Annotated in this window: 12 protein-coding genes and 1 pseudogene; 8 read left to right on the top strand and 5 right to left on the bottom strand. The window is 54.1% G+C overall.

What is annotated here, in order from left to right; all coding sequences use genetic code 11:
• Positions 1 to 152 precede the first annotated feature (152 nt).
• From HKD31_RS15035 to panB, 3 genes are all read right to left on the bottom strand, one after another.
• Complete coding sequence (locus tag HKD31_RS15035; RefSeq protein ID WP_099287326.1) at positions 153 to 449, bottom strand: helix-turn-helix domain-containing protein; 297 nt, start codon at positions 447 to 449, stop codon at positions 153 to 155.
• Positions 446 to 787 carry a type II toxin-antitoxin system RelE/ParE family toxin gene (locus tag HKD31_RS15030; RefSeq protein ID WP_099287325.1) on the bottom strand — a complete coding sequence of 114 codons (342 nt, stop codon included), beginning with the start codon at positions 785 to 787 and terminating at the stop codon, positions 446 to 448. The genes HKD31_RS15035 and HKD31_RS15030 overlap by 4 nt, the downstream gene beginning before the upstream one ends.
• A 945-nt stretch (positions 788 to 1,732) precedes the next feature.
• Positions 1,733 to 2,551, bottom strand: coding sequence for a 3-methyl-2-oxobutanoate hydroxymethyltransferase (gene panB, locus HKD31_RS15025; RefSeq protein ID WP_062493782.1), 819 nt, complete (start codon positions 2,549 to 2,551; stop codon positions 1,733 to 1,735).
• A gap of 124 nt (positions 2,552 to 2,675) precedes the next feature.
• On the opposite strand from panB, the gene HKD31_RS15020 reads away from it, so the two are divergent.
• Together HKD31_RS15020 and HKD31_RS15015 are read left to right on the top strand one after the other, a co-directional pair.
• Positions 2,676 to 3,584, top strand: a complete 909-nt coding sequence (locus HKD31_RS15020; protein WP_081107150.1) for a ketopantoate reductase family protein — start codon at positions 2,676 to 2,678, stop codon at positions 3,582 to 3,584.
• A gap of 136 nt (positions 3,585 to 3,720) precedes the next feature.
• Positions 3,721 to 5,820: a PKD domain-containing protein gene (locus HKD31_RS15015; protein WP_197436604.1), complete on the top strand. Its 2,100-nt coding sequence runs from the start codon at positions 3,721 to 3,723 to the stop codon at positions 5,818 to 5,820.
• 152 nt (positions 5,821 to 5,972) lie between these two features.
• Here HKD31_RS15015 and HKD31_RS15010 read toward each other — a convergent pair whose 3' ends face one another.
• Positions 5,973 to 6,854 carry a hypothetical protein gene (locus HKD31_RS15010; protein WP_173575030.1) on the bottom strand — a complete coding sequence of 294 codons (882 nt, stop codon included), beginning with the start codon at positions 6,852 to 6,854 and terminating at the stop codon, positions 5,973 to 5,975.
• Positions 6,855 to 7,137: 283 nt separating this feature from the next.
• Positions 7,138 to 7,731 carry a recombinase family protein gene (locus tag HKD31_RS15005; protein ID WP_061500416.1) on the bottom strand — a complete coding sequence of 198 codons (594 nt, stop codon included), beginning with the start codon at positions 7,729 to 7,731 and terminating at the stop codon, positions 7,138 to 7,140.
• 208 nt (positions 7,732 to 7,939) lie between these two features.
• On the opposite strand from HKD31_RS15005, the gene HKD31_RS15000 reads away from it, so the two are divergent.
• The 6 genes and pseudogenes from HKD31_RS15000 to HKD31_RS14975 all read left to right on the top strand — a co-directional run.
• Positions 7,940 to 8,206 carry an AbrB/MazE/SpoVT family DNA-binding domain-containing protein gene (locus tag HKD31_RS15000; RefSeq protein ID WP_062105813.1) on the top strand — a complete coding sequence of 89 codons (267 nt, stop codon included), beginning with the start codon at positions 7,940 to 7,942 and terminating at the stop codon, positions 8,204 to 8,206.
• Positions 8,206 to 8,595: a PIN domain-containing protein gene (locus HKD31_RS14995; protein WP_194265637.1), complete on the top strand. Its 390-nt coding sequence runs from the start codon at positions 8,206 to 8,208 to the stop codon at positions 8,593 to 8,595. The genes HKD31_RS15000 and HKD31_RS14995 overlap by 1 nt, the downstream gene beginning before the upstream one ends.
• 667 nt (positions 8,596 to 9,262) lie before the next feature.
• Positions 9,263 to 9,745: an Hsp20 family protein gene (locus tag HKD31_RS14990; protein WP_062105959.1), complete on the top strand. Its 483-nt coding sequence runs from the start codon at positions 9,263 to 9,265 to the stop codon at positions 9,743 to 9,745.
• Between the two features lie 360 nt (positions 9,746 to 10,105).
• Positions 10,106 to 11,188, top strand: coding sequence for an IS5 family transposase (locus tag HKD31_RS14985; RefSeq protein ID WP_194265639.1), 1,083 nt, complete (start codon positions 10,106 to 10,108; stop codon positions 11,186 to 11,188).
• Positions 11,189 to 11,371: 183 nt separating this feature from the next.
• Positions 11,372 to 12,406, top strand: coding sequence for an NADP-dependent oxidoreductase (locus tag HKD31_RS14980; RefSeq protein WP_061487388.1), 1,035 nt, complete (start codon positions 11,372 to 11,374; stop codon positions 12,404 to 12,406).
• Between the two features lie 230 nt (positions 12,407 to 12,636).
• Positions 12,637 to 12,852: pseudogene (locus tag HKD31_RS14975) on the top strand (IS5/IS1182 family transposase); the annotation flags it as partial.

Here is a 12,852-nt window from a genome sequence, read left to right as displayed (position 1 = left end):
ATCGGGAACCTATCTGATTTTCATGATTGGGCAGCATCGTGATGCTGGATTGCCAACAACGTCAGCTTTTTTCGGCTTCCGTTGTACAACAGATGTTCCGCTGTCCCCCCCATAGCGGCCATTTTAATAAGCGTATCGGGACTTATGTTTTCTCAGCGAGCCGCGGAAAGCAGATCACTCACCAACGACGGCCGCTTCTCCAACATCGCCAGCAAAACCTGGGCTGGTCCGGTTGGCTGACGACGGCCATGCTCCCAGTTCAGAAGGGTCCCCTTGGCGACCCCGATACTTCTGGCAAACTGTGCCTGAGAGAGTCCGGTCCGGGTTCTGATGGCCGCTACGTCAACCGACGGAACGCGGACCTGGTGGGTCACGCTGTCCTCGACCGGAGCTTCCGCATAGGCGAGAGCCTCATTCAGCCCCTGCAGAATGCTGTCATAAGCGCTCATGATGGTTCTCCGTATTTCGCAACAAGCGTCTTGCTCAAGTCTACCAGGGCGGCCTGTTCAGATCGCGTCAGATTGTCTTTCTCGTTTTTGGCAAAAACGGTCAGCAGGAACAGAGGCATCTGTCTTCCGCCAAAAACGTAGAGAGTTCTGTACCCTCCCCTCTTCCCACCACCCTCGCGGGAAAAGCGGACCTTTCGCAGACCGCCACCTAAAGAAATGCCAGAATCTGGCATCGCAGCGAGCATGTCGATCAGAGCCGTCCGGTCGTCGTCTGACATCAGGGCTTTTGCCCGCTTTATGAATTCAGGCAGTTCGACAACGGTCTGCAGCTTTGACATTCACAAAAATCTATACGTCATTGGCTCATACGTCAACGGCGTATAGTTCGGAGACATGAAGGGCGTGATGGGCATTTAGACAAACAGCCGTTCAGAAACCTCAAGGAATACCAAAAATCCGCAGTTTTCCGCCATAAAATCTATGTCCATTTTTTTACTTTATCGGACATAGGGTACGGGACACAAAAAAGACCCACAAAGGTCTTTTCGAGGCGTGTTCCAGGGGCGCTCATCCAAGAACAACGTCTGCTTCCAGAAAGACAGCCTGATCGTCTCTGGCCCTCTTCGCGATTGCCGTTTCAACTTACGCAGGTCTGTAACCATTCTGAGGCTCGCGGCTGACTTGGGGGGGGAGAACGGAATGTCGGCTTTCGAGTGCAAAGGACCAAAAGCAGACACTCCAGCACCGAGGAGACATAGTTGCTGCCTGTCCATTTCGGACCTCTATCATCAGTAGGAGATACGTAGGGCTGTCTATCGATGTTTGATTTCAGTTTTAGCGAGGTTTGTCTACGTCATATATGCGAATATTACAGGAGCGCATGTAAGGAGACGACCAAGAAGCGCATCATTCTTTAATATAGTCAGAATAATAATGTCGATAAATTGACATTTAATTGTCCGGAACTTCTTTAGAATCATTAACTAATTCATATAAAATATTTAAATATCTTTATTTTATAAACAACTATTCTGTTTTCTACATCCATCCATCTTTTTATTATAAGGCACGCGGAAGTTATATTTTTCTGGCAGGCAGATTGCACCAATTACTAATAACATCCCTCAGACTTCTCTTGAAGTATGTTTGGGTTCTTACCGCGTTATAGACGTTTTCATCAACATATTAGCCGATGCAGGCATTTCCGCTCCGTCTTGTATTCCTGACGACGGTGCTTTTATCTTGGCAGGCCTGATCCTAAAGGGCCGCAGCGGTCGGGAAACTCAAGCTGGCTGACCAAAGCTATGCACCTGCGCCGGAAATTCTCCAGCCCGAACCTCCGCAGCGTACTGTTCGATCGCCTGAGAGGCCTGCTTTGAAAGCTCCGCATAGCGTTTCACGAATTTGGGTCTGAAATCAGCAAAGGCACCAAGCATGTCATCCACGACCAGGATCTGTCCATCACATGCAGGTCCGGCGCCGATCCCAATCGTAGGGATTGCAATTGCTTGTGTAATCTCATGGGCCAGGGCTTGTGGTATCTTTTCCAATACCACTGCGAATGCGCCCGCGTCTGATACGGCTTGGGCATCGGTAAGAATACGCTGAGCATCCGGACCCTTTCCCTGAACCTTGTAACCACTCAGAACATTGACCGATTGCGGTGTGAGACCAAGGTGGCTCATGACAGGGATGCCTCGTGCGACAAGGAAGGCGATCGTCTCAGCCATATGCACGCCGCCTTCAAGTTTGACCGCTGCGGCTCCTGTTTCAGCCAGAAGACGGGACGCATTCCGGAAGGCCTGTGCGGGACTTTCTTCATAGGTCCCAAATGGCAGGTCAATGACGCATAGTGAACGTGAGAGGCCCCGCATTACAGATTGACCATGAAGAACCATCATCTCCAAGGTCACCCCCAGTGTGGAAGGCAGGCCGTGCAAAACCATGCCCAGGCTGTCTCCGACAAGAGTAACATCACAATGCTGGTCAACAAGCCGGGCTGTCGGCGTCGTATAAGCCGTCAGGCATACGAGAGGAACGCCTCCCTTCCGACCCTGGATGTCTGAAACCGTGAGGCTCTTTTGCGGTAGATTTGTGCTCACAGGATGTCCCTCCCAGAACGAGTTCAACAGGTTTTGGGGTTGCATATGTCACGTTGACCCTGTTTTACGCAAAGCCCGCGCGGTACTCCGGGCATCTTTCTGACTGATCTTATCGAAAGCTTACATGACCTCATCACGATATTCAGCCACCCTGATTGGAGCGGGATCCGTTGGTCTGGTGCTTGCTGCCTCCCTGGCAAAAGCAGGCTGGGATGTCTCGATTGTCGGCGCCCGGATGCCTTTGGATAAAATTTCTCTGCAGGACAACGGAGTTTCCTCGGAATATTCGGTCAAGACATTCGACGTCAATCAAAGCTTCACGCAACCAAGGGTTCTGATTATTGCGGTCAAATCCCAGCAGGTTGAGACGATATCGCATTGGCTGCCTGCCTTTGATAGCAAAAGTACGACCGTATTGGTGGCGCAAAACGGCGTTGATCAGCAACAGACTTTTCGAAACTACTTTTCTAACTCACCCATTATTCCGGCAGTTATTTACTTCAATGCACAGCGAGACAAGCCGGGAAGCGTCAATCTGCGCAGGATCGGTCATGAGGACGTGTGCTTGCCTCAACAGGACGTAACACGACTGCTAGCCAGCGCATTCTCCACTGGCGGCCTTCGTGTCCTACTGACAGAGGATATCCAGACATATCTATGGCTGAAGCTACTCGCAAACATTTCCGTCAACCCGTTGACGGCCTTAACTGGGCAGCCAACAGGCATCATGCACCGTTTGGACATTGCGGACAGCGCAAGAGCTCTGATGTTCGAAGCTCTTCCTGTTGCCCGAGCAGAGGGAGCGAAGATTACGAGGCAGGATGTCGAAGCGATCATGAAATGGATATCGACCATTCCACCAGAAAGTCGGAGCTCCATGCTGCAGGACAAACAGGCGATGGCTCCGTTGGAATATCAGGCTCTGACAGGAGCTGTCGTGCGGGCTGGCGCACGGCAAAGCATTCCAACGCCACTGAACAAGCTCATTCTTTCTCTTTTGGCAGGATCTGAAGCGGAACTGCTCAGGGATTAGTGTCCGGACGGCGTCTCGCCCGAATGCCCCGGTTTCTGCTACCACACAATGGTGGCATGCTCCAGACAGAAGGCTGATTTCAAAAGGCTCTTCGAGCCAGAGTACCAATGGTGGCGCAGACAGCAGGAGTCACTTAGTGATCAGGACGAGGTTTATCCGAGGCATTGTCGGCACACTCGCTCCGGCGCCAGCTGTAACCTTCGCCTGTGTGCTGGCAACTCTTCCAGCTCAGGCAGCAACCTCCCCCGTCTGTCAGGCGCCGCTCCCGAAGGGGGCGCTTTTCATCACACCGCTTTGTGACGATCCTGAACTCAGCCGTCCCTATATTGATAAGGACAAACTAGGAGAAACCACCGATCCGGAAACCGGTGTGTCTGTGCGTTATCGCTATGTGCATGGTGGTTTTGCAGGCTCGAAAACGAAGTTCGCATTTTACTTCCCTGCGCAGGCCGATTACCGGGGCTGGTTCATTGAATCGACCTACCCAACGGTCACGGATGAAGCTGCTACTCCAGCCACTATCGTTTTTGGTATTTCGCACGGCGCGTATGTCGTCTCCACCAACAATAATAGAGGCGTTCCCGCAGGTGGGCTTCTCGCGGCCTATCGTGCCAACGCCGCCGCCTCGAAGTTCTCGCGCCTCGAAGCAACTCGCATTTACGGTCGCATCGCGCGGCCTCGCGGGTTCATCTTTGGTGCGAGTGGCGGCGCGTATCAGACTCTGGCCGCCGCAGAGAACACAAGCAATATCTGGGATGGCAGCGTGCCTATGGTGATGGGTGTGCCAAATTCCATTCCGAGTTTCCAGTCGGCGCAGATCCTCGGGCTCCGGGTCCTCAGCCCTGTCCTCCCACAGATTGTTGATGCCATGGCACCGGGTGGAAGTGGATCGCCTTTCTCGGGTCTCACGCCAGTCCAGCAGTCTACCCTTCAGGAAGTCTCTCGGCTTGGGTTTCCGTTACGGGGATGGTGGCAATATGAGGCCCTGACAGGAGGTGCCTTTATCGCGGTCGAAGGTGCGGTGCAGGCGATTGACCCGGGTTATGCCTCAGATTTCTGGAACAAGACCGGTTATGAAGGCTTCGATCCGGTGATCAAAGCTCTGCGGATTCAGGCCACGACCTCTGTTAAAGGTTTCGAGGGAGAGTCAGGCCTCGTTCTGGCCAATGTCCCCACAGGCGACCTGCTCAACGCGGATCTTGTCGTGCATGATGGTGCGATGGCCGGCACGACGCTGAAGATCGTGGGCGTGAAGGGCCATACGGTGCAGATCGCCACCACCAATGGTGCTCTGGCGAATGACAGGACGGGTGCATCACTTCGTGCTCTCGTGCCGGGTACGTCCGTAACGCTCGACAATTCGTGGGCTGTCGCCCTGCAGTATTATCCCCGGCATCAGGTCCCGTCATCGGACGAATATGGGTGGAACCAGTATCGGGATACTCAGGGGAAACCACGCTACATTCAACGCCCCGTTCTCGTAGGACCCATGCTGGACGCCAACAGCAGTGGCGGAGCGGTGACGAACGGACGCTTCCACGGCAGGATGATTATGCTGGCGTCGACCATGGACGTTCAGGCTTTCTCCTGGGGGGCAGACTGGTATCGCAAGAAGGCCATGCAGGAGAAGGGCGGGCAACTCTGGAGCAGCTACCGTCTGTGGTACATGGACAACGCCGATCATGATCCCATAGGCCCAAGGGCGACAACCGCCCCCCGGGCGGTCGACCATATCGTGCCTTATCAGGGGGAATACGAGCAGGCGCTACTCTATCTCAACGACTGGGTCGCCAGGGATGTGGCGCCTCCTGCCAGCACGACCTACAGCATCTCTCCCGACACCCAGACGGTTGTGACAGGCCCCGCGTCCCGGCGCCTTGGGGTTCAGCCAGTCGTGGCATTGACCGGGAACGGGCGTGAGAAAATCGAGGTTCGGGCAGGCCAGCCAGTGACGTTTTTGATGACGGCACAAGTGCCTCCGGGAACAGGCCGGATCGTGAAAGTCGAATGGGATCTGGACGGCACCGGCCACTACGCACCCCCTGTATCATCCGGAGGTACTGGGGATGCTGCGAACCTGACGGGAGAACACACATTTGCCCGGCCTGGTGTGTATTTCCCCACTGTGCGGGTTTCGGCCGCGCGTGAACAGCGCCCGCCCAACGTCGCACCAGCCGGCAAGGATCCTTATGCGCTGGCTCAGAATCTCGCTAGCGTAAGAGTGGTTGTCCGCTGAGGGGGGGAAGCGGAAAGTCTGTTGTCTGGTGGTGAGATAAGAAAAGTAGTCATTCAGATCAGTCGGTTGCGTTCATCGAACCGTCAGTGGCTGTTGGGTTTAAATCAAATGGCCTCCGTAGACGCAGCGTGGTTCACTGTGAAAGGTCCTTCCTAGCGCCATCCTTGGGATTTTTCGTAATCGGTAATCGCCTCCCGGATGCCTGCCAAAAGATCCGCAATACACCCTTGTAAATTCACCATTCTGGTTTCAAGAACGTCAGGCAAAGTCGGCGGATTGAGAAAATCATCACCGCGTTCCGTGTTGATCCCGAGATTTTCGCCACCACCAAACAACACAAACCCATTATTTCTGATGTTGATCGATCCTGCATCCAGCGCAGCTTTGTGAGCAATGATATCGCGCGTGGATCGGCCCTTCTGATCACCAATGACGAAGGAGAAATGGGGCATATATCTTTTCAAAATAGGGGCCAGGACCGCTGATACGGTAGTCGGATGGGACTTCAGGATATTTTTCGCAAACCGATTGAACGAATCCTGAGATTCATTGAAATACGTCGACAAGCCATAGGATAGATAATCGAGCGCCCTTCGGTATGACAGGACGAACGATCTATACTCGAAATCGATTTTCGCAGTATTTCCTATGCACATTGTCGATCCAAGGGGAATCTGACTTGAAATATTTCTGTCCGCGAGTTCTTTGCGTAAGCGAGTATCCATATCCCGGATCAAGTCTAGTCTATAATAGCACTCTGCCATGGCCCGTTCACAATATTCGACGCCATTCGAAAAGCGTCCATATTTCTTAATTTCGTCGCTCTTGGACAAGCGCCATTGCTCGATAAAATATGGCTTTGTATTGAGCCAATTTCTAAAATCGACAAATGGCGATCGTAGTCCGGGGGCCATCTCGTAACCGGAGATTGCATTGATCGCATGCATCGTGTCGACGATCTTGTCCCCGAGGTAAGGTCGCAATTGGTTAAGGTCAAACCTTTGATCAGCGGTAGTTGATTCATTCGTTGACATGTTGGTCCTTTCAATTGCGATACGCGCCTGTTGTAGGACAACAAGCTTGATTAGCCGCTGACGAGATATCGACCAACCCTGATCGATCTGAACGGACTATGGAAGACAGGAGGCATTCAAGGCTAGCGTCGCTGACATTTGCTTTCTGGATGATCATCAACAGAATCTGAAGGTCGCGACTGTCTCCAACCCAACCGATTGAGATAAGCATGCGAATGTCAGTTCTCGGGAAACCGTGTCAAGGGCCTGAATTTCCGAGATGTAGGCGTAAGCGGACATGCCGTTAGGAAGAGCCGGGGGGAAAGTTTTCACCTCGAACCCGTATGATGGTCTGCCGACTTGTAGAAAATTTTCTGGCAAGAGCAGATACGCTCATACCCTCCGCTAGGTCGTTAAGAACGCTTTGTTTCTCACCTTCTGACAGTACGGAAGGTCGTCCCAAGGTTTTTCCTTCTGATTTTGCTCGCCTGAGGCCGGACTGCGTCCGCTCAATCAATAGATCCCGCTCAAACTGTGCAACAGCATTCAGAACCTGCATCGTCATTGTGCCGGACGAACTGGTCAGATCAGCACCGCCAAGAGCGAGGCAGTAAACCTTCACTCCCATGGTCCCCAGCATTTTAACTGTGGTGCTGACATCCATTGCATCGCGACCAAGACGATCAAGCTTGGTTACGATCAGAATATCTCCAGCCTCCAATCTATCCATGAGGCGAGCGAAGCCACGCCGCTGCGCGATGGAAGTACTCCCGGAAATAGTTTCGGTAACGACCCGACGTGGCTCGACCCGAAAACCGGCTGCTTCAATTTCCTGGATCTGGTTTTCGGTCGTCTGCCCGACTGTCGAGACGCGAACATAGGCAAAGGTGCGTGGCATAGAGTTCATTTCGTCCGAATAGGATGTCCGAAATATGAACTATGTCCGAAACACTGTAAAGGTAATTTTCGGACAGATCGCTTCGCCCCTGTCCGTAAACGATCGTTTTCGGACAGGAGGAACTTATGGCACCATCACATAAAATGACCTATGTTACAGATATGACCTTAATTAAGGTCACAACCTCAACGAGCAGGAGATCATTTACATGATTCGTGTCAATGTTATGCCGAATGGCCGACTTGTCCTGCCGGTTGGCCTGCGTAAGTCGCTTGGCGTCGAAAAGGGCGGCCAGGTCATGGCAGAGATCGTGGACGGGGAGGTTCGCTTGATGACGCCCGATGCCTCGCTTGATCGAGCCAGAGCATTGTTCCGAAAATATGTGCCAGCCGGCTCTTCGATTGCCGACGAAGTCATTGGTGAACGACGCGCTGAAAATGCGCTTGATAACCATGATAATAAGGTGCAGCGCTGATGCCGATTTGTGTCATCGACACGTCCGCTGTTTTTGCGGACTTGAACGAAGAAACGGGATCTGAAGAAGCTCGGCGCTGGCTACGAGATGCAGCCATCTCCGCCATTAATCTGCAGGAGATCGTTTCCAAGGCCGTTGATAAAGGCGTTCCGGCCGAAGGAATAGCCGAACTTATCGCAGCTCTGCGCCTAGACGTGCGGCCTCTTGATCACAACCTGGCTCTCGCGGCCGGATTGATGCGCGATGCGACCAAGCGGGTTGGACTCAGCCACGGAGACCGCGCCTGTCTGGCATTAGCCAAAAAAATGGGCCTTCCCGTGGTCACGGCCGATCGAGCATGGGCCGAAATTGCTGAGGCAATCGGCGTTGAAGTGGTTCTCATTCGATAGACTTACTGGTTGTAAATCTTGTGTAGGTTTTCTGTTCCGCTGCTACTACCCCCCGAGAAGAGCCGCCTAAAAAAAGCGGACCTGCTGCTTACGCCTCATCCCGGACATACAAGCCCCCATTCGCCAAGCTCCTAAGCGGACAGTCCGCAATCACCATGAGCTGATGGAGTTTCCTCCCACCCGAGTGCATTCTCCGCTCGGCTGCATACAAGCAGCCCCTTCTGAGAACGTATCATAGAACAAGACATGTCAGATGGGGTGGAAGGCCTCCTTGCGGCATTGATGTGCCATACCGGCGGTTGATAAACCTTCTGAAGGAGACCGCCCACCCCAACTGACAGCTAGCGGCGCGACCAGGACTGGTGGTGGAACGACAATTGGTGGTCCAGCATAAATCCACGGCCAGGCCTCCGCCGGAGCGGCACTCAGCATGGTCGCGGCGAATGCCGCGGCCAGCAACTTCCATCCGATGCTATCAGGCATTGTTCTGGTCCACTCTGAACACGCGAACGATTGAGGACGCCCAAACCTGCCTTTCTGCATTTTTGATACCTCTTGACACCATGCACGGAGTGCCCAGATTGAATCTGCCGGCCGCCGAAGGGGGCGGCAGACAGAACTATCAGTTTTGATCTTGTGTCCATGTTGCTCAAAGGAGGATATGGCTATGAGAGCCACCGTTGATTTTGCTCCCCTGTTCCGTTCGAGCGTGGGTTTTGACAGAATGCTCAACGCCCTTGATCTCGCCAGCCGGATTCCGACGGTCGATAACTGGCCGCCTTACGATATCGTCAAGACCGGTGACGATGATTACCGGATAGACATGGCGGTTGCCGGACTTGCCGAGGCCGACCTTACGATCACACAGGAGCGCAATACTCTTGTCGTGACAGGACGAAAGGTACAGGAGCCGCAAAGCGCCGCCGAATATCTCCATCGGGGTATTGCGGGCAGAGAATTCGAACGCCGCTTCGATCTGGCCGAGCATATGAAAGTCACCGATGCGCACTTCGAGAACGGACTTCTGTCCATTACTCTGAAACGTGAGATACCCGAAGCGATGAAGCCGCGTCGTATCGCGATTACGTCCTCTACAGGACGTGCGGAGGAAGCCGTGCCCAAGATCGAGGCGCGGAAAGAGGCAGTCTGATGGCGTGACGAAAACTCTCCCCCGGCCATTCATCCGGCCGGGGGGGGGAATCTCGAAAGGTCATGAGCATGAAGAGGATGAAAATATCTCTGTCGTGCGCTGCTCTGGGCTTGTCTCTACTGAGCCAGTCGGGCGCACATGCTGGTGATGTTGTCCGGACGACTGCAACATCGTTCGATGCAAGGGCGACTGAGGGAACGTCCACAATCCCCGAAACCGGGGCTCGCACTCATTACGAAGACGGCACGGGTGATATGCTGGTCGACAGCTTGAACGCAAGCCAGTTGGAGGGTTCGAAAAACCCTCTGGTTTTGAGTCTGTCTCTGTGATTCCATTTCCCCCGAGTTGATTGGGGTATGGATCATGAAGCAGGCTGGTTTCTTTGATGTTGAAGAGAGGCTTGCCCGGCTGAGCGGGCTGGGTGATCAGCTTGAAGCGTTTTCCCGGACTGTGGATTTTGAAGTCTTCCGCCCTGATCTGGAGCTGGCTCTGGCCTATTCGGACGGAAGTAAAGGCGGGCGTCCGCCGTTTGATGCGGTTCTGATGTTCAAGATCCTGGTCATCCAGACGCTAAACAATTTGTCTGATGAACGGACAGAATATCTGATCAACGACCGCCTGTCGTTCATGCGCTTTCTGGGATTGGGGCTGTCGGACCGGGTACCGGATGCCAAAACGGTCTGGCTGTTCCGTGAGCGTCTGACACAGGCGGGTGCGATCGATCGTCTGTTCAATCGTTTTGACGCAATACTGCGGAACGCTGGGTATCTGCCGATGTCCGGCCAGATCCTGGATGCCACACTGGTGGCGGCTCCGAAGCAGCGGAACACCAATGCAGAGAAAGCGGATCTCCGGGCAGGACGTCTTCCAGAAGACTGGCAGGACAAGCCGGCAAAGCTGGCGCACAAGGACCGTCATGCGCGATGGACGCTGAAGTTCACCAAAGCGAAGCGGCAGGACGATGGAACCATGCCATCCAGTGATCTCGCCATCCCGTTCTTTGGCTACAAATCCCACGTCTCCATCGACCGGAAGTTTCGGTTCATCCGAAAATGGAAGACGACGGATGCCGCCGCCAGTGATGGTGCGCGATTGAGAGAGGGGCTGTTGGATAAAACCAATACGGCCTCAAGCGTTTGGGCTGATACAGCCTATCGCTCGAAAGCGAATGAGGACTTCATGGACAAAGAGGGTTTTGTCTCAAAGGTTCATCGCAAAAAACCGCAGCTCAAGCCGATGCCCCGGCATATCCAGAAATCGAATGCAGGGAAGTCGGTGATCCGCTCCCGCGTCGAGCACGTCTTTGCCGATCAGAAATCGCAAATGGGTCTATTCATCCGAACTGTCGGTATCACCCGGGCCGTTATGAGGATCGGTCTGGCCAATATTGTCTACAATATGCCCCGCTTCCTCTTCCTGGAGCGGATCAGTACCGCAGCATAGCAATCCAGAGGGTAACACCCACCGATCCGCTCAAAACGCAGATCAAAACCGACCCAAAGAACCGTCAATCAAAGCGCCCAAAAACTAAAATCACGGGCCAAGCACATCAATCAACGGTTCTTCGATCCCTCCATCTGTTGTAACACGGACCGGAAATCGCATTGACCTGTCAGGGGGAGTATCATGACCGAAAAGACATTTGAGGCCGTTGTTCTGGCAAAGCGTCCTGACGGAAGTATTGCGCCGGATGTTTTCGCGACAGTGGAACGTCCCTGGCCTGCGATAAAGGAGGGTGAGGTGCTGACACGCACACTCTTTGCTTCCGTCGATCCCTATATGCGGGGCATTCTCAACGAGGGGCGGACCTATCGTGAAGGACTGGCGGTTGGCGACATGATCCCTGGCGAAACCGTGGGACAGGTCATCCAGTCGAAGCATCCAGCCTTTCGTGGAGGCGAGATCGTTTCCGGTGCGTTTGGATGGGCGACTGTGCTGGCAACTCCCGGGGACAGGCTGGTCCGGGTTCCCGATGATGTGCCGCCTTCAACCTATCTTGGTGTGCTCGGTATGCCCGGGACAACCGCGTATTCGGGGATGAAGGACATCGGACAGCCCAAGGCAGGGGAAACGGTCGTTGTCTCTGCGGCGTCCGGTCCCGTAGGCGCAACAGCCGGACAGATAGCCAGAAGAGCAGGAGCGCGGGTGATCGGTATCGCGGGCGGCGTGAAGAAATGTGCGTGGGTCACGGAAATCGCCGGATTTGATGGATGCATCAATCATCATGAAAATCTCGACGAACAGCTTGACGCCCTCTGTCCTGACGGCGTCGATGTCTACTACGAGAACGTTGGGGGTGCAGTAGGCCAGGCTGTGATCAGGCGGTTACGTAATCATGCCCGGGTTCCGATCTGCGGTCTGGTCGCTGACTATAATGATCGCGACTATAGCGGGCTGGCGCATGCGCCCACGATCAGCGCGGCCATGCTGCTGTTTCGCAGAGCCCGCATCGAGGGCTTCATTGTCGGTGACCGGCCGGAGCGGTTTGCGGAATGGCGTGCTTTGGCAACTCCCTGGGTTCAGGAAGGATCTCTTGTTTATAAGGAACAGATTGTAAAGGGTCTGGATCAGGCCCCTCTCGCACTGGCTGGACAACTGAGTGGACAGAATTTCGGCAAACTTCTTGTGCAGGTTGCAGACGGTCCGACAAACCATGCCTGAGGGTCAACGGAGACAGAAAGCCTGTTTTTTGTGGTCAGTATGTGTAGTCGCTCTGGCCCTGATGCCTTGCGTGCCTGCGCAGGCAGCGGACAAAGCGTGGTGTTCGGTATCCGATCCGCAGGCTGCAGGGACTATGCCCGCGCTTCTTCGCCATCTGGAGGGTTCGAAAAACCCTCTGGTTTTGAGGGTGCCTTTGTGATTCCATTTCCCCCGAGTTGATTGGGGTATGGATCATGAAGCAGGCTGGTTTCTTTGATGTTGAAGAGAGGCTTGCCCGGCTGAGCGGGCTGGGTGATCAGCTTGAAGCGTTTTCCCGGACTGTGGATTTTGAAGTCTTCCGCCCTGATCTGGGGCAGGCTTTAGCCTATTCAGATGGCAGTAAAGGCGGACGACCGCCATTTGATCCGGTGCTGATGTTCAAAATTCTGGTGATCCAGACGCTCAAC

Source organism: Gluconobacter potus, assembly GCF_015244705.1.
Taxonomy (GTDB): domain Bacteria; phylum Pseudomonadota; class Alphaproteobacteria; order Acetobacterales; family Acetobacteraceae; genus Gluconobacter; species Gluconobacter potus.
This window is presented reverse-complemented; position numbering and strand designations above follow the sequence as displayed.